Below are 17884 nucleotides of genomic sequence, written 5' to 3' on the forward strand. Positions count from 1 at the left end.
CTGTCAGCCGACCTTGACGATTCCAGGCATCGCATAGCTGCCATCGATCAGTGGCCCACGAGGCCCATAAAAACGTGCGGTGAACTGGAAGGCATCCCGTGGGGCGGGCAGCCAGTTGCGCCGTTGATCGGGGTCACCGGGTTCGTCAGCCTGGACGTAGATCACCAATTTGCCGTCGACCGTGTGCAACTTGCCGCGTTGCAGCATGTAGCTGTTGAGCGAGTAACGATCGATTGGATTGTCGACGAAAAACCCTTCCTGGTCGTACAGCGGCAACTCCCAGAACTCCGTCACCGGTGGCATGTCTTTGAGGTCGAAGGTGATGGTGTAGCGGTTCTTCCCATTGAGCGGTTGCCCCGCTGCATCGTTGTACATGCGCGCGGCGGTGTGTGAGCGAACGGGCACCGGGCCAAGCACGGCGATATAACCGGCCAGTGCGCGGCGCATCCAGTCGGTATCGTGGTAACCGATGTCTGTGGCCAGCGACCAGCCATTCATTGGTTTGCCCGTACCCTTGGTCAATTGTGCCTTTAGCGCGGTGACGCCGTCCTCGATGCCCTCGGCCACGGCGGTTTGCAACGCAGGGGAGAGACTGGTCGGATCGAAAGATTGCCCGGCCTTGAGACCAAGCCGTTCAAAGCGAGCGAACGCTTGCAGTTCCTTATGCCCGTCGGCCTGCTTGGTGAAGCTCGGATCGTTGAGGATCAGGCTGACCCATTGCAGAAACTCCGTGCCCCGCAGGCGACTCGGCTCGCGCACATTTTCCATGCCGCTATACGTCGGATATTCGGCCTTGCCCGGCACCACGTCTTCGGCACGCACATCTTTTTTGCCTGTGGCCAGCCACTGGCTCAGCGGCATCAACGTGATGCGGTCCATGAAGGCATTGATCGCCTTGAGTTCTTCCGGGGTGTCGTCCGTCAGGGCGAGGCGGCCGAGGGCCACGGCGAAATCGGAGGGCGACTGCACGACCTCTTCACCAACGAATTCGGCGGGGAGAGTGCCGCTCCAGTTCGGCCCGACGAACAGGCGGCGCACCGGGCCAGGCGCATTGAACTGACTGCCGATCATGTGCCACCAGCGCGAATAGTTGTCAGCCATTTGCACGCTCCAATAGCGCTCGTCGGCCTTGGACATTGTCAACACGACGGGTTCCTGGCTGAGGTCTAGCATCGCCAGACCGTACAGCGTCGTGGCATTGGGTGTGGTCGCAAAACGCGGCAGGGCCTTGGCGGGCTGGCGTGACCATTTGAAGCGGTTCAGGCCCACGAAACGCGGGCTTTTCGGATTTTGCGCGTGGATGTAGCGCAGGTGATAAAGCGCCACCGGGTGCATGCCCCAGAGGAACACTTCCCGGGCAATGGCACGGGCCTCTTTGGGTGTCAGGGGGGCGGTGGCCGGGTTGGCTTGAGCGGGCTTGGGTATGAACCCGCCGAAGGTCAAGGTCGGGGCGATCACCGCACCGGTCAGCAGGGGCAAGAAGTCTCTACGGGTGAATTTCATCACGGGTTCTCTGAAGAGTTAAAACTGGCGCTAAAGGTCGTCATGAATACCTCAGGGATCAACTCACTCGAACGGCACCGGGCATGGCGTAGCTGGCGTCGATCAGCGGTCCGCGGGGTCCATAGAAACGCGCGGCGAACTGGAAGCCTTCCTTGGGTGCCGGCAGCCAGTTGCGGCGTTGGTCAGGGTCGGTCGGCGCCTCGTGCTGCACATAAATCACCAGTTTGCCCCCTGCGGTGTGCAACTTGCCGCGCTGGAGCATGTAGCTGTTGAGCGAGTAGCGGTTGATTGGGTTGTCGACGAAGTAACCTTCGCGGTCGTACAGCGGCAGTTCCCAGAATTCGGTGACGGGCGGCATGTCGGCCAGATCGAACGTGAGGGTGTAGCGGTGCTCGCCGTGCAGCGGCTGGCCCCGGGAATCGCTGAGGGCAAAGCCGGCGGTGTGCGAGCGCGAAGGAATCGGCCCGAGTATTGCGACGTAGCCGTACACGGCACGCATCAACCAGTCGCTGTCCTGGTAACCCAGATTGGTGGAGAGCGACCAGCCGTTCATGTCAGCCCCCAGGCCCTTGGCAATCTGTGCCTGGACCGCCTTTCTGCCATCCTCGATCCCCGCTTCGATAGCCGCCAAAACTGGAGCCGATAGACTGCCCGGTTCGAAGGTTTGCCCAGCTTTGAGGCCCAGTCGCTCGAAGCGGGCGAAGGCAGCAATTTCCTTGTGTCCGTCCGCTTGCTTGGTGAAGCTCGGATCATTGAGGATCAGGCTGACCCAACGCAGAAAGTCCGTACCCTTGAGGCGACCTGGCTCGCGCATGTTCTCCATGCCCGGGAACGTCGGATAGCTGGCGCGCATCAGCGGCACGTCTTCAGCCCTGATCTCTTTTTTACCCGCTGCGATCCATTGGCTCAGGGGCATGAGTGTGACGCGGTCCATGATTGCGTTGATGGTCTTAAGCTCTTGCGCGGTGTCGTCGGTCAGGGCGATGCGCAACAACGCTACGGCAAAGTCCGAATCCGATTGCACGATTTCTTCGCCGACAAAGTCGGCGGGTAACTTTCCTCTCCAGTTCGGACCGACGAACAAACGGCGCACCGGGCCGGGCGCATTGAACTGGCTGCCGATCATGTGCCACCAGCGCGAATAGTTGTCGGCCATCTGCAGGCTCCAGTAACGCTGGTCGACTGCCGGGATCGTGACCACCACCGGTTCCGCACTCAGGTCGAGCATGGCGTTGCCATAAAGCGTGGTGGCGTTCGGCGTCGTGGCCCCGCGTTGCTTGGCAGAGTAGGGCGCACGTGCCAGCCGTAGGCGGTTGAGGCCAACATAGCGGGGGTTCTGTTCGTTCTGCACGAGGTTGTAGCGAAAGTGATAAATCGCCACCGGGTGCATGCCCCAGAGAAACGCTTCCCGGGCAATCTCGCGGGCCTGTTCGGGTGTTAGCGGCAGATCGGCTGGCTTGGCATCGGCACTGGCCTTGTAGGCACTGATGCCAAGCAGGGGCGTGGCGCTGGCGGCGGCCAGCAGGGTAAGGGTTTGGCGTCGATTGAACTTCATGGGCAGTGTTCCAGTTGGCGCCAGTGAAGACGGCGCGTCTGTTTTTCTTGTTGAGTGACTGTCTGTGGCAGCCAGTTATTTCACCTCCCAATGGTTGTTTAGAGAGCCGGCGCGGCGATAGCCATGAGTCTCGTCATTGGACGCCAAAGCGTCGTCATTTGACGCCATGGCGGTGTTCCTGTGGTGCTACCGCCAGCAGGAGAGGGGGGTGGGTTTTTTCCCCCTGACCGGGTGGGTGCGCGCTCGGTTCATTCCTCTACCGTGGCTGTCGGTGGGCGAGTCGGGCCGTTCCTGACCCCCTTCAGCCGAATGCGAGGAGTACATCAGTGGATATCCAGTTCACCCCTGCCGAACAGGCCTTCCGCGAGGAAGTTCGCGCGTTTTTGCGTCACACAGTGCCGGCCGATATTGCTGCACGCGGACGCCATGGCAAGCATTTCAATAAAGAGGACCAAGTGGCCTGGATGCGCCTGCTCAATGAGCGGGGATGGCTGGCCGCCGGATGGCCCGTGGAGTTTGGTGGCACCGGGTGGGGGGTGGTCGAGAAGCATATTTTCGAGGAAGAGTGCGCCGCGTTCGGTGCACCGGGCATCGTGCCATTCGGTGTCAACATGGTCGCTCCGGTGATCATCAAGTTTGGTACACCCGAGCAGCAGGCGCGTTTCCTGCCGCGCATTCTCAGTTGCGAAGACTGGTGGTGCCAGGGCTATTCCGAGCCGGGGGCCGGTTCTGACCTTGCCGCCTTGAAGACACGTGCTGTTCGCGATGGCGATCACTACGTGGTCAATGGCCAGAAAACCTGGACCACCACGGCCCATTACGCTGACTGGATGTTTTGCCTGGTCCGTACCGACCCCGACGCACAACAGCAACGCGGTATCAGCTTCTTGCTGATCGATATGAAAACCCCGGGCATCACCGTTCGGCCGATCATCACCCTCGACGGTGAACACGAAGTCAATGAAGTGTTCCTCGACGACGTGCGGGTGCCGGTGCAGAACCTGGTCGGTGAAGAAAACAAGGGCTGGACCTGCGCCAAGTATCTGTTGACCCACGAGCGCACCAGCATTGTCGGCATCGGCCAAGCCAAACAGATGCTTTCGCGGCTCAAGCAGATCGCAAGCCAGGAGCAGCGAGACGGTTTGCCCTTGATCGATGACGATCAATTGCGCCTGCAAATCGCCGATCTGGAGATCCAGCTGAGAGCAATCGAGATGAGCAACTTGCGCACCCTTGCGTCCGCCCGTGACGGTGGGGTTCCCGGTGCCGAGAGTTCGTTCCTGAAGATCAAGGGCTCGGAGATTCGCCAGGCCATCACCTACCTGATGAGCAAGACGCTGGGCCCGTATGCCATGCCTTTTGTCGAAGAAGAACTCGGTTACGGCGACCAACCGGACCTGTACCGCGACTACAGCACCGCACCATTCAGCCAGTACCTGGACATGCGCAAGACCTCGGTCTACGGCGGTTCCAACGAAATCCAGAAGAACATCATCGCCAAGATGATTCTTGAGTTGTAAGGGGCTTATCGATCATGGACTTCAAACTTTCCGAAGAGCAGCAGATGCTGCAAGACACCGTCTCCCGTCTGGTGCGTGACAGCTACGATTTCGAGTTGCGCGAGCGCTTTGCCGCAAGTGAAGAGGGTTTCAGTGTCGCGTTCTGGCAGCAGCTCGGCGAACTTGGGCTGACCGCCGTGCCATTTGCGTCCGAGTACGGCGGCTTCGGCGGCGGTGGAGTAGAGACCCTGCTGACCATGACCGAGCTGGGCCGTGGCTTGTGCCTGGAACCCTACCTTCATTCGGTGATTTTTGCCGGTGGCCTGCTGAGCCAGCTTGGCAACGACGAGCAGCGCAGCGAATTGCTGCCGCAGGTCGCCAGCGGTCAATTGCAACTGGCGGTCGCTGTCGATGAGCCGACCAGTCATTACCAATTGCACGATGTGCGTACTAGCGCCGAGGCGGTAAGCGGCGGCTGGAAACTCAATGGCCGTAAATCGGTGGTAGTCGCCGGCCACAGCGCCGGGATGATCGTAGTGTCGGCGCGCACTGCCGGCAGCGAGCGCGATGAAAAAGGTGTCAGCCTGTTCTTGCTCGACCCCAATGCACCGGGCGTCAGCCGTCGTGCCTATCCCACCATGGACGGACGCAAGGCTTGCGACCTGTACCTTGAAAACGTTGTTGTCAGCGCTGCCGCGATGCTCGGTGAAGCGGGCCAGGCCCTGACGGCTTTGCGTTATCAGCAGGGCCGAGCGATTGCGGCGCAGTGCGCCGAAGCGGTGGGCAGCATGGAAGCGGTGTGCGACCTGACCCTCGACTATCTGAAGACGCGCAAACAGTTCGGCCAGGCGATCGGCAAGTTCCAGGTTTTGCAGCACCGCATGGTGGACATGCGCATCGAACTGGACCAGGCCACATCGATGGCCATCCTCGCCTCTTGCGCAGCGGACGCACCGGACAACGACGACCGCAGCCGCACCCTGGCAGCCGCCAAAGTCCTGATCGTGCGCGCCGGCCGGTTCATCGCCGACCAGGGTATTCAGTTGCACGGTGGCATCGGCCTGACCTGGGAGTACGTGTTGTCGCACCACGCCAAGCACTTGCTGATGCTCAACCATCAGTTCGGTAACGATGACCATCACCTCAAGACATACAGCCGACTGATGCGGGTCGACTGACACAGTTGGGCATCGCTTTGCTTCTTTATGGGTTCTCGGGCCCTTTTTTCAGGAAAACCAGCCACCGTGAACTACCAGATGATCACCTACGAAAAACGCGACGCCGTCGCCGTCCTCACGCTCAACCAGCCGGAACTGCTCAATGCCTTGAACGCGGCGATGCTGGAGGAAGTCCTCGAAGCCTTGGCCGAGGTGCGCCAGGACAACCGCGTGCGGGCCTTGGTGTTGACCGCCAACGGCAAGCTGTTTAGCGCTGGCGCTCAATTGAACGAACTTTTACACGGTGGTGAGGCGGGGCTAAGCCGCGGGGCCAATGTCGCGCGGATGATGGACGGGGTGTTCAACCCAGTTGTAGCCCAACTGCGCGAGTTGCCGGTACCCGTAGTCGTTGCCTTGAACGGTGGTGTCGCCGGGGGCGCCGTGGGGCTGGCTCTGGCGGCAGACGTCATCATCGCCGCGCGTTCGGCGTACTTCTATTTGCCGTTCGTGCCGAAACTCGGCCTGGTGCCGGACCTCGGTTCGTCGTGGTTCCTCGAACGTCTGCTCGGTGGTCCACGGGCGTTGGCCCTGACGTTGACGGGCGGGCGCTGGTCGGCTGAACAGGCCGAACGCTGGGGCATGATTCACGCCTGCGTGGACGCTGAAGCCTTGTCGGGCCAGGCCATGGACGTGGCCCGTCAACTGGCTGCTCTACCCGCCCACGGGGTGATCGAGGCGCGTAGTGTATTCGATGCGGCCAGAGGCAATTCGCTGGCGCAACAGTTGACCTATGAGACTGATCGCCAGCGCGAGCTTTTGGACAGGCCCACCTTCGAACAGGGTGCCCAGGCGTTTCTGGCGAAACGCGAGCCGCAGTTTCCCGGGCGCGAATCCGGCGTCATGAACACTCACTGACTATTTCGCTATGACAGGCGCTGGCACAGCGTCGCAAGCCATTGGAGCAAAAATGATGAACAGTAGTTTTTCCGGTCAGGTCGCTCTGGTTACGGGGGCTGCGGGTGGAATTGGCAGGGCCGCGGCCATGGCTTTCGCAGCGGCAGGCTTGAAGGTTGCGGTGGTCGATTGTCAGCGCGACGGTGGCGAAAACACCGTGCGGATGATTCGCGAGGCGGGTGGGGAAGCCAGCTTTTTCCCCTGCGACGTGACCTCTGATGCCCAGGTCAAGCAACTCACTGAACAGGTGCTCGCTACTTATGGGGCCATTGACTATGCCCACAACAACGCCGGAATCGAGCGCGAGAAAGGCCGAGTGGGTGACAGTGGTGAGGAGGTTTACGACGCGCTGATGGACGTGAACGTCAAAGGCGTCTGGATGTGCATGAAGTACCAGCTGGAAGTAATGCTGGCCCAGGGGCGTGGGGCGATTGTCAACACCGCATCGGTCGCTGGCCTGCGCGGCGTTCGCAAAATGGGCATTTACAGTGCCAGTAAACACGCCGTAGTCGCACTGACCAAATCCGCGGCCATCGAGTACGCGAAAAAGGGTATCCGCATCAATGCCGTGTGCCCGGCGGTCATCGAGACGCCCATGCTCGAGCAGATGATCAAGATCGATCCCTTAGTGGCGGAACGCTCTGCGGCCATGCATCCCATCGGCCGGCTGGGGCGTGCCGACGAGGTGGCCAACGCCGTGCTGTTCCTGTGCAGCGACGGTGCCAGTTTCATCACCGGGCACGCGCTCGCCGTCGATGGCGGATTGAGCGCCGGCTGATTCTGCACTGCATCCAGACTGTGTATTCAACGAGAGAGATTTCATTCATGCCGCAACCGCTATCGTGCGCCCCCGCGCGCAACTTCGCCAACGCGCTCGACTTCACCGGCAAGACTGTTTTGGTGGTCGGTGGCTCCAGTGGCATTGGTAATGGCATCGCCCAAAGCTTCCGCGAACTCGGCGCCCAGGTGCATGTGTGGGGCACTCGCTCGCACGCCTGCGACTACAGCATGGAAGAAGGCTCGGACTTGCAAGGCTTGCACTATGCCCAGGTCGATTTGAACGAACAGTCGGCTATCGAAGAGGTTCAGCCGGCATTCGAGCGTCTTGATGTGTTGGTACTGGCCCAAGGCACGATTTTGTACAAGCGCGCCGAATTCGATATGCAGGGCTTCGACAAAGTCATGCGGGTCAATCTGGGCAGCATGATGGCGTGCTCGCTCAAGTTCCAGGACATGCTGCAACGCAGCCAAGGGGCATTGATCACTCTGAGTTCTACGGCGGGTTTTCGCACGACCCGTGGCAACCCGGCCTATGCCGCCTCCAAGTCGGGCGTCGTCGGGCTCACCGCCACCCTGGGCGACGCTTGGGCAAATCAGGGTATTCGGGTCAATGGCATTGCTCCGGGATTGGTCGATACCAAGTTGACACGGGTCAGCACGCAATCACCAGAGCGCCTGCAGGGACTATTGGCACGTATCCCACTCAGGCGCATGGGCCTGCCCGAGGAGATGGCGGGTGCAGCGGTGTTCCTGGCCTCGCCTTTGTCCTCCTACATGGTGGGGCAAACCTTGCTGGTGGACGGCGGACTTACGCTGGCCTGAACCCTTCGAAACCCTACATTGGCCACCGCTCGGTGGCGTTAATTGCGACGGAGTAATGACATGAGCTGGTCCTTTGAAACCGATGCCCAATTCCAGGCTGAACTCGACTGGATGGATGAATTCGTGCGCACCCGCGTTGAGCCGCTCGACCATATTCTGGACTGCGCCTATGACGTGAAGAACCCGGCCAACGTGCGCCTGGTTGCAGGCTGAGGTCAAGGCCCGTGGCCTGTGGGCCAGCCATTTGGGACCTGAACTCGGCGGGCAAGGTTTTGGGCAGGTGAAGCTGGGCTTGATGAACGAAATTCTCGGGCGCTCAGACTTTGCCCCGATCGTATTCGGTTGCCAGGCGCCTGATACCGGCAATGCGGAAATCCTCGCCCACTTCGGTACCCCGGAACAGAAGCGACGCTGGCTGGAACCGTTGTTGGCCAACGATATTGTTTCGTGCTTTTCAATGACTGAACCCCAGGGTGGTTCAGATCCTCAGGTGTTCACCACTCGGGCTGTCCTCGAGGGTGACGAGTGGGTCATCAATGGCGAAAAGTGGTTTTCATCCAACGCTCGCTATGCCGACTTCTTCATCGTGATGGCCGTGACCGATCCTGAAGCCCCACTGATTTCCAGTCAGTCGATGTTTATCGTTCCGGCAGGTACACCGGGCCTGGAGATTGTTCGTGATGTGGGCTTTGCCTCCGAGAAAGTCGCCACCCATGCCTACGTGCGCTACACCAACGTCCGCGTGCCGGCCGATCATATTCTCGGTGGCGTCGGCCAGGCCTTCGTGGTCGCACAAACACGCCTTGGTGGAGGTCGCATTCACCATGCGATGCGCACTATCGGTGAGGCAAAAATGATCCTCGACATGGCCTGCGAACGGGTACTGTCGCGGGTGACCAAGGGCGAACGCCTGGCCCGCAAGCAGATGGTGCAGGAGAAGATCGCCGACAGCTGGATCGAGCTGGAGCAATTCCGTCTGCTGGTATTGCGAACTGCCTGGCTGATTGACAAACACCAGGACTACAAACGCGTGCGCAAGGACATCGCTGCCGTCAAGGCCGTCATGCCCAAGGTCCTGCACGATATCGCCTCCCGCGCCCTGCACCTGCATGGCTCGATCGGCGTGTCCGATGAAATGCCATTTGTACATAGCGTGGTCAACTCGTATTTCCTGGGACTGGCCGACGGTCCTACCGAAGTGCACAAAGTCACCGTGGCCCGAGAGATCCTCGATACCTATCAGGCGTGCGACGAGTTGTTCCCGGCGTACCACCTGCCGCGTCAACGTGCCCGTGCATTGAACCAGTACAGCGATGTGCTCGAAGACCTGCAAGGTGTCCTGTGACGGGCGCTCTTGGCATGAATGACGGGAGTGCCTGATGAGCAAAATGGAAAACGGCCTGGATTGGCAGACACTGGTGGATATCCCTCGGCTGCAACGGTGGATGGACGTCGAGGGGCTGGGCGAGGGGCCGATCAGTGGTGCGCAACCACTGGCCGGTGGCACCCAGAACCTGCTACTACTTCTGCACCGTAGCGGCCGCGACTATGTCCTGCGCCGGCCGCCGCTGCATCCGCGCATGGACGGCAACGCCACGATGCGCCGTGAAATGCGAGTCTTGCAGGCGCTGGCCGCCACCGACGTGCCGCATGCGGGATTCATCGCCGGGTGTAAAGACACTGAGGTGTTGGGTTCGGCGTTTTATCTGATGGAGCCCATTGAGGGGTTCAACGCGTGCGAGCGGATGCCGGCCCTGCATGCCGGCGACCTGGCCGTACGGCATGCCATGGGCCTGGCCTTGGCTGATGGTGCCGCGGCCTTGGGTCGGGTCGATCTGGCACGGGTTGGCTTGAGCGACCTGGGCAAGGTCGAGGGTTTCCTCGAACGCCAGGTCCCGCGCTGGCAAGCGTTGCTCCATAGTTACGAGGAGTTCACCGGCTGGAGTGGTTCGCAGGCGTTGGGCGATGTGGGCGCCATCGGGCGTTGGCTGGAGCAACGACGACCCCCAACGTTCGAACCGGGACTGATGCATGGTGACTATCACTTGGCCAACGTAATGTTCCGCAATGACGGGCCGCAATTAGGTGCCATCGTCGACTGGGAAATGACCACGGCAGGGGATCCATTGCTGGACCTCGGCTGGATGCTCGCGACCTGGCCGGATGCTGATGGCATCGCCACGGGCCCGGCTACCCCGCAGCCATGGAGCGGATTTCCTGACGCCGGGGCGCTGATAGCCCGTTACGCCATGGGCAGTAAACGCGACCTGAGCCACGTGCAGTGGTACGCGGTTTTGGCCTGCTACAAGCTGGGTATCGTGCTTGAGGGTACCCACGCTCGTGCCTGCGCCGGCAAGGCATCCAGAGAAATCGGGGTGCAGTTGCATCAGGCTGCGCTGAAGCTTTTCGAACGTGCAAGCCAGTGGATCGAAGGCAGGCGCTGAGAAAAGAGGACGCTTTGCAGCCAGAGGCAGCAAAGCGTCCTCATTTTCAATCAATGCGTTTGACGGCCGGTGGTACCCATTCGCCGTTAGTTACTTCCGATTTCGGCGCGTATAGGCGCAATGCCAACTTGAACCCACCTTGTGCTGGCGTCGGCAGCCAGTTCGCTTTCTTGTCGCCTCCTGGCGAATCCTTCTGGATGTAAAGCGTGAGAGAGCCGTCGTCGTCAAATGTGAGGTGACTTCGATCACCCAATGCGTAACGGTTTAGCGTGTTGGGAACCAGATACGATTCCTTGTCGTACATCGTCAAAGACCAGAAGGCATTGACTGGAGGCAGCTGCTCCTTGGTGAAGTGCAGGACGTATCGGTGAGCCGCGTCATAAGGTTTGCCGTCGCCGTCTATCAGCGATAGTGGATAAAAGGCGTCCTCGATCAAATTGCCACCGACACCAAAATAGGTCCATGCGGCCCGATAGGTGTACTGGGTGCCATAGCGACCCATGTCACGGGTCAGGTTCCAGCCGTTTACTCGCTTGCCCAGTTTTGCTTCTTCGTCGTGAACAGCTTGTCGACCTTCTGCAACCCCGCGCTCGATCGCCTGTTGTACTTGCGGTGTGAATCGCTGCATGTCGAATGCTACGCCGGGCTTGATACCTATCTGCGCAATTCGAGTCATCACAGGGCTGTCCGCCGGGTAGGGTGGGTTATGCACCATCAATGCATTCAAACGTTGAAAAAACACTTGAGCCGGCATGACGTCCACTTGGGCCGGCACGGGGGTCTTGCTATCCACACCGGGTTTAAGCGGCAGGTTGTCCGGTGGTGTGTAGGCATTGCCCCACGCCGAAAGCGGCACCAGTTTGTACTGGTCTTGCAGCGCGTGAACGGCGGCGTAATCCTCGGTTCCTGCGGTATAGGTGCGGCCCCCCAGTAGCGCAAGACTGGTAGGCATGCGCAGTTCGGTCATGCCCTTGGGCAACGTCCCGCGCCAGTCGGGGCCAACGATGGCGAACGTGCCACCTTTGCCACCCAGTGTGCGCGAGCCGGGCGCGTGCGGCACGTTGTTCCATGCGTCGATCAATTGCATGATCCAGAACCGGTCGCCCATCGGCGGGACGAACAAAACCATCGGTTCTCTGGATAAATCCAGGTTGGCCAGCGAATACAGCGTGTCGACATTCAGACCGACGACGGTCTTGTTATCCGCGTTGGGAAACTCGCGATAGTGGACGAACTGGTTGAGGGGCGCTTGAAGCTTTCCGACCTTGGTGACGTGAGTCTGTATGTCACTCTGGGTCTGTATGTACACCAGCGGCAAGCCAAAGACATAAGCCTCCTTCGCCAGGGTTTGCGCTTGCTGCGCAGAGACCGGCGCGTTGATCGCAGCGCTGGTCAGACCGGCCGGAGCGCACAGGCTCAGAGCCACGCAACACTGTTTTAATAACCGGCGCAGTCGAGGTGAAGATGCACGACGATGTTGATTGATCATGATTACCTCCGGATGGCTGCACAGGTCGAAACACCGCCTATAGCTTAGCTTGCCAATGTTATATGGCGTATTCGGGCCACCTGTCAGTGGTTAACCTTCCCCCCAAAAGGGGGGTGTGGCGGGTGAGTGCGCGGGCTTAACCTGACGCCCGAGGCAACACTTCAAACGGTCGTCGAGATGACAAAATTAAAAAGGTAGGCATCGTGGAACGTACTATTTCCACCCTGGCGGGCACATCTCGCAGGCTTGATGGCGGCATTTTGTTCGGCCAGACCCCGCGCCGGCGTTGGGCAGATTTGATGAGGCCCGACCACGACAACCTGGTGGAGATCGCGGCGCGAACAATGCTGGTGCAAGAACAGGGCAAGAACACGCTGGTCATGGCTGGCGCCGACGGGCTGCTGGTAGCTGCGAATCGCAATTGCCGCTGTCAGCCGCGCAAACCGGGATTGCTCGAAAGTCTGGCGCAACATGGTCTGGATGAAAACGCGGTGGACGCCGTGGTGTTGACCCATCTACAGGCGCATCTTTCCAGTGAACTTAGTGAACTGATCAGGGACGGGGAGATGCCACGCCTTTTATTTCCCCGCGCGCGTTACTTCTGCGGCGAACGTCATTGGCTGCGGGCACGCCATCCGCATCCACGCGACCGGGATTTGTTCGTTTCACCTCTAAATCACCGGCTTGAAGGCAGTGGGCGGTTGACGTTGATCGGTGATTCCGGCTGCGAGGCGTTCGGTGAGGGCTGGCGGTTTCACACCAGCGATGGTTATACCCCGGGACAACTGTTGCCCGAAGTTCAACTGCCTGGTGGTCCGGTGTTGTTTGCGGGCGATCTGATACCAGGGACCCATTGGTTGAACCTGGCAATGACCAGCGCGTTTGACCGCAACCCTGAATGCGTGATCGATGAAAAGGAGCACGTGCTCGACAACCTTGTGGCCAACGGTGGACGTCTGTTTTTTGCTCGCGATCCCGATGTGACGATGGTCAGGGTAATGCGCGACCGACAATCGCGCTATATCCCCTTTGACTATTACAGAACGTTGAGCCGCTTCGACAGCTGAGTGCTGCATGGTTGAGTGTTTGTATTTGCAAACATACAAATTGAATCGGTCCAAGAGTTGAAAGCATCGGATAGCTGCTTCTGGCCGATTGCTGTTGAAGCGCAACTCCGCTTAGGTCGAAAACCGAATAGATGCTTCTAACGGAAGTATGGAAAGTATGTCTATTAATGGTCACTATTTTTTCACGACAAAGTCGGCGAATTCCGGGCTTCGAACTACCCCCGGTCATCATGCCTAAAAAAAGAACCTCTACCGGGGGGGTGAGTAGCACGTCAGTGGCGTGCAACTACTGGCATGGGTGGTGGGGGGAGGCGTCGAATGTTTCAGGCCCCTCGCCAGCAGCGCCAGCAAAGGCTCGGAAAACCTTCCCGTTGTTCACGGCGTGGCCGTAAGTGATGTCGTCGATTGAATCGACCAGACAGGCCGTCACCACGGCATCGGCACTGCGCATCACTACGCGGCCACACTCCGCGTCTTCCTCAGTCAGGAACGGCCCCAGCAGCGCTTTGGGCACCTTGGGATGGGTGACGTACCAGACAGAGGCTTTCTTCGGGCTGAGCGAATCCGCCAGCGGTTGAACGCTGTTTTGAATGTTCATGGGTTAACCCCTCAGTTCGATAGCTTCGAGCTGCTCGTTAAACGTACTGACCTGGGTATCAAGCGTGGTGCGACGCCATGGGCGTATTCTCGTAGCTGGCGCGCAGGTCGGCACCAGCCAAGCAGTGACGAGCTCTCGGCGCGTAGCAGGCCCGACAGGCCATGATGTGGTTGAGGTATTGGTCACGAGCGTGGCGCCACTCAGGTGTGGCAGTTTCGGCGGAGCGGTGCGTTCCATGGTCGTGTGTCGCCGTTTGCTTGAATCGGTCAATCGCTGGCGCTGGTGGTGCCTCCCAACCGTAGGAGCGAATCAACCGAGCCGCTCGACCGATGGGGCCCATGGTGGCCAAGTCCTCGGCGGTCACTCGGCCCGTCTCGATCAGCCAGGCAGGTGAGCATCCCAGCACATCGGCCAGCCTCTCCAGCCAACGGGTGGCGTCGAGCTGGTGTGCGGCGTTCCGTTGCCCTGGTGCGATGTCGTCATGAATGATCTGTGACGGTGCGCTGTGGCGCAGGAAGTTGCCCAGGGCGGGCAAGTCGAGGTGATCAGTCAAAAACCACCTCTTTTTGCATGTTTTTCGAAGGTGAAAATATGGTGAACTCCAATAGATACGGGGCTTTCGTTGTTTTCGGGTGGTCAAAATTCGGTGTTGGGTATGTTGTTTTGCGTGAAGACATGGAAGACATGGAAGACAGCCAGTAAATACGGGGCCTACAGCTATCTTCAATGATGAAAACGATGGAAGACAATGAAGACAGAACAGGTATCAAGATTATTTGACTGTCTTCTGTTGTCTTCCATCTGTCTCCTATCTGTCTTCCATCCTGAATTGCTTGCAGGCCGCATAAATACAGGCTTTTTCTGGCTGTCTTCCATGTCTTCAACCCATTTCCGGTTGTGGTTGCTTGATTCAACACGGCTACTCCTCCAAAGCGGCTTGCAAGGCAGCGGGGTTGATAACGTAAACGTAGGGTCGACCTTCTCCGGGGATGCGCACCTGCTTGCAGGGACTGCCATTGGTGCGGTGCTCCTCAATGGCCCCGGCGTTGTCCAGGCAGGCCAATACGCGCTTGAGGTCAAACCCTTGGGCTGCCTCGGCCAAAGCGTCAGAGTTGAACAGGTACAAGCGGCCATCGCCGTGAGCGCGGTACCAGCCCGCACGGTTGTGAGTCGGCGCGGTGTCGGTGCCTTCCGCGTTGGCGAAGCGGGAGACGTGACGATCAATGAACCCCAGCACGGCGCGCAGAATCTTGATGTCCTCCGACTGGCCGCGCCCACGGTAGTCGGCCCAGTCGTTGTACAGCTCCACCATGGCTTCGCGCGCCGTCCCCGGTGCCCAAGGCAGCAACCCCGCCTGTATCGCCATTTCACCGGCCAGCGCCGCGATAGCAAAGCGTGCGGCGGCGCGTGCCTCCTGCCCTGTGCCGACGGGGAACGCTTTGCGCATCTCGGCGTAGACCGCCCTTAATTCTAGATTGGCGCGCTCGATCTCCTCGGCATTCATCGGACTGCCATCGGGACGCTGGACACGCTTTATTAGCAGCTCGACAAAGGCCGGGCCAAGATGCCCATAGTGCTTGGCAGCAGCATGTTTTAGGGTTTCAGCGAAGACGCGACCGGCCCCCTTGCAGTCCTCCACGTTGTTCGGATCGTGCGGCAGTTCCAGGCCGTGCAGATTGTCGAAGACGCCGTAATGCCGATTGACCGGAACGTCGAGCAGGCGCAGTTCCTGACCGGCCTTGATGTGCGCGCCAGCAGTGGCCATGTGTTTGCCAATGGTGTATTCACCGCTGGAAAACACAATGACGCGCCACTTCTGTGTGGGACGTGGCAATCCCGACACCTTGCCGCGCTGGCGTCCGGTGCCGTTGCCCAGGGCGTAAATGATCCCGCCCAAGTCCTGTGGCTTGGCCTCGCCGATTTCGTCCAGCACCAGCAAGGTGTCATTGCGCAGGGTGGCCACGCCTTCCAGTCCGGTGCTGGTGGCGTTCCAGGTGCGCCAGAAGTCGAGTGGCTTGCCCCACACACTGGCAGACGCCAAGAGCGCGATGCTCTTACCACCAGAGCTGTCACCCAATAAGTGAAAGCCGCCACCATCCATATCCAATTGAGCTAGCAGCGGGCCGGCCAGCGCGGCGCAGACAGAAAGAATCAGCACGGGGTTGCCAACACAGCGATCTGCCACCTCGGCTTGCCACGCGGTTAAATTACCTCCCTGTGAGTATTCGTGACCGCCCGATTCAGACGACTGAAACACCACGTCGCCGGCGCCAATGACCTTGCGCGGCATCACGAACAATGCCGGCCCGTGCCAGCCGGTGCGGGTGGCGGCCATGGCATGGCGTTTCGGGTTGCTCGCCATGATGTAATCCATCAGCGCCCGGCGCTGGCCAAACGGAATGGTGGCGCCGAGGTTGAGCAGCACCGCGCGCAGTTCGGAACCATCACCGGCCAGCATTTCCATGGGGGCGGCCCATTCGCGCCAGCCGCCGCCACTGGACATCAGGCGAATCAGGCGTCCGAAGTTTTCCCCGCGTTCGTCGCTGGTGATCGCCATGATTTCCAAAGGCGAGCAGATCAAGTTGTCCGTCTCCTTTTCGTCGCGGATGCCGTGGAAGTACAGCCCCGGTGGCAGGATGTGGCCACACTCGGTTTGCACCCAAGTGGAATAGGTCGCATAGCAGGGACGCGACGGTGTGACCGTGCGGCGCGGATTGACCACGGATGCCAAACGCTTGTCAGGCGCTTTAGCAGCCTTCGCCGGACGCTTGCTGGCGGGCTTTCCTTCGCTATCGCTGGCGGAACCAACGGCGCGGGCTGGCTCGTTTGGGAGTGTGGTGTCAGTCATGGTCGGGGCCCCGTTGTGTGAATGGTGAGGCGGCGACAATGAGCGCTTGCAACGGCTTGATGGTCTGCGCCAGGTGCTGGCGGGCGGCGTCTTTGTCGATGGCCTTCTCCAGCGCCAGCAACGCGTCTTCGATTGCCGGAAACAGCTCGCGGCAGCCAGGCGGGAGCAGGTCGATGAAGCTATTCAGCGCGGCATCGATGTCGACGTGATTGGTCGTCAAGGCTGGGCGATCAGACATGGGGGTTCTCCTGGCTGGCAATCCAGCACTGCAAGTCGTTGAAGTCGGTAAGGTGGTCGGGCGCATTGGCGGGCCACTCGGGAAATACCGCAAAACAGGCCGCCGCTACGGCGGTGGCGTTGGCGGCTTTGCGTCCGGGGTTGCCGGAAGTTAGGCGGTCGTCGTCCCCGGCGATCAGCAGGTCTAGGCCCTCGGCGAATCGCTCGCGCAACGCCAGCGCCAGTGGCTGAAGGTTCCCGGCATTCATCGCACAGGCCACACCATAGACGCCCCGGTATTGCTCGATCAGCGTGGCGCCCGTAGCGAACCCCTCGCAAATGAACAGCGTATTGCTGGGGTCAATCTGTCCCAGCAAATGGAAGGCGCCTTGCACCTGACCACCGAACAGAAAGCGTTTGCTCCCGTCGGCGCCGATACGTTGCAGGTTGACCAGATCGCCCGCCACGTTGCGCAGGGGCACCAGCAGTTCGTCACCGCGCTGGCGCAGGTCGTGCGGGCCTACACGCTTGGCCACCAGATACGGGTGTGCAGGGTCGGCGGGGCGAGCGTTGCGCCAGAGATATGCGGCACGTTGCGCGGCCTTCTGCTGGCGCTGGAGACGTTCGGATTCGCGCAGGCGCCGGGCTTGCTCGATGCGCTGGCGCACCTGTTCGGCTTCGCGGTGATCGGCAGGTTCGCGACTGCTCCAGGTGTTGGAGCCGCCAGTCTTCCAGCTACCGAACGCACCCGAGGCGATGCCATCCAGATACAAGATGTACCAGCCGTTGAGGCTTCCGGGCTTGTCATCAGGTACACGGAAACGGTGAATGGTGCCATCGGCCACGGGCAGCCAATCAAGCGGCCCGTAGACGGCCTGCATGGCAGTGCAGAACGCTGGGCGGCAGTCGGATGGAGTCGTAAGGTATTGCTGTGAGTTGTTGTGAGAGTCCA

Annotated in this window: 18 protein-coding genes; 9 read left to right on the forward strand and 9 right to left on the reverse strand. The window is 60.2% G+C overall.

Annotation, left to right across the window (positions count from 1 at the left end):
• Positions 1-3: 3 nt before the first annotated feature.
• Together QMK58_RS10390 and QMK58_RS10395 are read right to left on the reverse strand one after the other, a co-directional pair.
• Positions 4-1503, reverse strand: coding sequence for a DUF1254 domain-containing protein (locus QMK58_RS10390; protein ID WP_320396236.1), 1500 nt, complete (start codon positions 1501-1503; stop codon positions 4-6).
• A 58-nt stretch (positions 1504-1561) separates the two neighbouring features.
• Positions 1562-3058, reverse strand: coding sequence for a DUF1254 domain-containing protein (locus QMK58_RS10395; RefSeq protein WP_320396237.1), 1497 nt, complete (start codon positions 3056-3058; stop codon positions 1562-1564).
• A 326-nt stretch (positions 3059-3384) separates the two neighbouring features.
• Between QMK58_RS10395 and QMK58_RS10400 the strand changes: the two genes are divergently transcribed.
• The 8 genes from QMK58_RS10400 to QMK58_RS10435 all read left to right on the forward strand — a co-directional run bounded on the left by QMK58_RS10400 (position 3385) and on the right by QMK58_RS10435 (position 10714).
• Positions 3385-4578, forward strand: coding sequence for an acyl-CoA dehydrogenase family protein (locus tag QMK58_RS10400; protein WP_320396238.1), 1194 nt, complete (start codon positions 3385-3387; stop codon positions 4576-4578).
• 14 nt (positions 4579-4592) lie between these two features.
• Positions 4593-5735, forward strand: coding sequence for an acyl-CoA dehydrogenase (locus QMK58_RS10405; protein WP_320396239.1), 1143 nt, complete (start codon positions 4593-4595; stop codon positions 5733-5735).
• 66 nt (positions 5736-5801) lie between these two features.
• The gene (locus QMK58_RS10410) at positions 5802-6629 is read left to right on the forward strand and encodes an enoyl-CoA hydratase-related protein (protein ID WP_320396240.1); all 828 of its coding nucleotides are present in this window, start codon (positions 5802-5804) and stop codon (positions 6627-6629) included.
• Between the two features lie 55 nt (positions 6630-6684).
• Positions 6685-7446 (forward strand): SDR family oxidoreductase, encoded by a 762-nt coding sequence (locus tag QMK58_RS10415; RefSeq protein WP_034150950.1) that lies wholly within the window; start codon positions 6685-6687, stop codon positions 7444-7446.
• A 47-nt stretch (positions 7447-7493) separates the two neighbouring features.
• Positions 7494-8270 (forward strand): SDR family oxidoreductase, encoded by a 777-nt coding sequence (locus QMK58_RS10420; RefSeq protein ID WP_320396241.1) that lies wholly within the window; start codon positions 7494-7496, stop codon positions 8268-8270.
• A gap of 60 nt (positions 8271-8330) precedes the next feature.
• Positions 8331-8483: a hypothetical protein gene (locus QMK58_RS10425; RefSeq protein WP_320396242.1), complete on the forward strand. Its 153-nt coding sequence runs from the start codon at positions 8331-8333 to the stop codon at positions 8481-8483.
• Positions 8473-9615: an acyl-CoA dehydrogenase family protein gene (locus tag QMK58_RS10430; RefSeq protein ID WP_320396243.1), complete on the forward strand. Its 1143-nt coding sequence runs from the start codon at positions 8473-8475 to the stop codon at positions 9613-9615. Before QMK58_RS10425 ends, QMK58_RS10430 begins: the two co-directional genes overlap by 11 nt.
• 34 nt (positions 9616-9649) lie before the next feature.
• Entirely contained in the window at positions 9650-10714 is a 1065-nt protein-coding gene (locus QMK58_RS10435) for a phosphotransferase family protein (protein ID WP_007942989.1), read from the forward strand.
• Positions 10715-10760: 46 nt separating this feature from the next.
• On the opposite strand, the gene QMK58_RS10440 is transcribed toward QMK58_RS10435, so the two are convergent.
• Positions 10761-12203 (reverse strand): DUF1254 domain-containing protein, encoded by a 1443-nt coding sequence (locus QMK58_RS10440; protein ID WP_080758132.1) that lies wholly within the window; start codon positions 12201-12203, stop codon positions 10761-10763.
• A 203-nt stretch (positions 12204-12406) separates the two neighbouring features.
• On the opposite strand from QMK58_RS10440, the gene QMK58_RS10445 reads away from it, so the two are divergent.
• Positions 12407-13270, forward strand: a complete 864-nt coding sequence (locus QMK58_RS10445) for an MBL fold metallo-hydrolase (RefSeq protein WP_007942986.1) — start codon at positions 12407-12409, stop codon at positions 13268-13270.
• 286 nt (positions 13271-13556) lie between these two features.
• Here QMK58_RS10445 and QMK58_RS10450 read toward each other — a convergent pair whose 3' ends face one another.
• From QMK58_RS10450 to QMK58_RS10475, 6 genes are read right to left on the reverse strand one after another with little or no spacing between them, the layout of a single operon-like run.
• Positions 13557-13868: a hypothetical protein gene (locus QMK58_RS10450; protein ID WP_052321309.1), complete on the reverse strand. Its 312-nt coding sequence runs from the start codon at positions 13866-13868 to the stop codon at positions 13557-13559.
• A gap of 58 nt (positions 13869-13926) precedes the next feature.
• On the reverse strand, positions 13927-14421 hold the full coding sequence (locus QMK58_RS10455; RefSeq protein ID WP_320396244.1) for a hypothetical protein: 495 nt from the start codon (positions 14419-14421) through the stop codon (positions 13927-13929).
• Positions 14414-14782: a hypothetical protein gene (locus tag QMK58_RS10460; RefSeq protein WP_320396245.1), complete on the reverse strand. Its 369-nt coding sequence runs from the start codon at positions 14780-14782 to the stop codon at positions 14414-14416. Before QMK58_RS10460 ends, QMK58_RS10455 begins: the two co-directional genes overlap by 8 nt.
• A gap of 5 nt (positions 14783-14787) precedes the next feature.
• Entirely contained in the window at positions 14788-16716 is a 1929-nt protein-coding gene (locus tag QMK58_RS10465; protein ID WP_320396246.1) for a DUF927 domain-containing protein, read from the reverse strand.
• Positions 16709-16954: a hypothetical protein gene (locus QMK58_RS10470; protein WP_034150895.1), complete on the reverse strand. Its 246-nt coding sequence runs from the start codon at positions 16952-16954 to the stop codon at positions 16709-16711. The genes QMK58_RS10465 and QMK58_RS10470 overlap by 8 nt, the downstream gene beginning before the upstream one ends.
• On the reverse strand, positions 16947-17813 hold the full coding sequence (locus QMK58_RS10475; RefSeq protein ID WP_320396247.1) for a toprim domain-containing protein: 867 nt from the start codon (positions 17811-17813) through the stop codon (positions 16947-16949). The genes QMK58_RS10470 and QMK58_RS10475 overlap by 8 nt, the downstream gene beginning before the upstream one ends.
• Between the last annotated feature and the right edge of the window lie 71 nt (positions 17814-17884).

Source organism: Pseudomonas sp. P8_241, assembly GCF_034008315.1.
Classification (GTDB): domain Bacteria; phylum Pseudomonadota; class Gammaproteobacteria; order Pseudomonadales; family Pseudomonadaceae; genus Aquipseudomonas.

What these genes read in the sequence shown, in the direction of transcription:
- QMK58_RS10390 (WP_320396236.1), bottom strand. Translation starts at nt 1,503, where the DNA reads ATGAAATTCACCCGTAGAGACTTCTTGCCCCTGCTGACCGGTGCGGTG.
- QMK58_RS10395 (WP_320396237.1), bottom strand. Translation starts at nt 3,058, where the DNA reads ATGAAGTTCAATCGACGCCAAACCCTTACCCTGCTGGCCGCCGCCAGC.
- QMK58_RS10405 (WP_320396239.1), top strand. Translation starts at nt 4,593, where the DNA reads ATGGACTTCAAACTTTCCGAAGAGCAGCAGATGCTGCAAGACACCGTC.
- QMK58_RS10415 (WP_034150950.1), top strand. Translation starts at nt 6,685, where the DNA reads ATGAACAGTAGTTTTTCCGGTCAGGTCGCTCTGGTTACGGGGGCTGCG.
- QMK58_RS10420 (WP_320396241.1), top strand. Translation starts at nt 7,494, where the DNA reads ATGCCGCAACCGCTATCGTGCGCCCCCGCGCGCAACTTCGCCAACGCG.
- QMK58_RS10425 (WP_320396242.1), top strand. Translation starts at nt 8,331, where the DNA reads ATGAGCTGGTCCTTTGAAACCGATGCCCAATTCCAGGCTGAACTCGAC.
- QMK58_RS10435 (WP_007942989.1), top strand. Translation starts at nt 9,650, where the DNA reads ATGAGCAAAATGGAAAACGGCCTGGATTGGCAGACACTGGTGGATATC.
- QMK58_RS10440 (WP_080758132.1), bottom strand. Translation starts at nt 12,203, where the DNA reads ATGATCAATCAACATCGTCGTGCATCTTCACCTCGACTGCGCCGGTTA.
- QMK58_RS10450 (WP_052321309.1), bottom strand. Translation starts at nt 13,868, where the DNA reads ATGAACATTCAAAACAGCGTTCAACCGCTGGCGGATTCGCTCAGCCCG.
- QMK58_RS10465 (WP_320396246.1), bottom strand. Translation starts at nt 16,716, where the DNA reads ATGACTGACACCACACTCCCAAACGAGCCAGCCCGCGCCGTTGGTTCC.
- QMK58_RS10470 (WP_034150895.1), bottom strand. Translation starts at nt 16,954, where the DNA reads ATGTCTGATCGCCCAGCCTTGACGACCAATCACGTCGACATCGATGCC.
- QMK58_RS10475 (WP_320396247.1), bottom strand. Translation starts at nt 17,813, where the DNA reads ATGCAGGCCGTCTACGGGCCGCTTGATTGGCTGCCCGTGGCCGATGGC.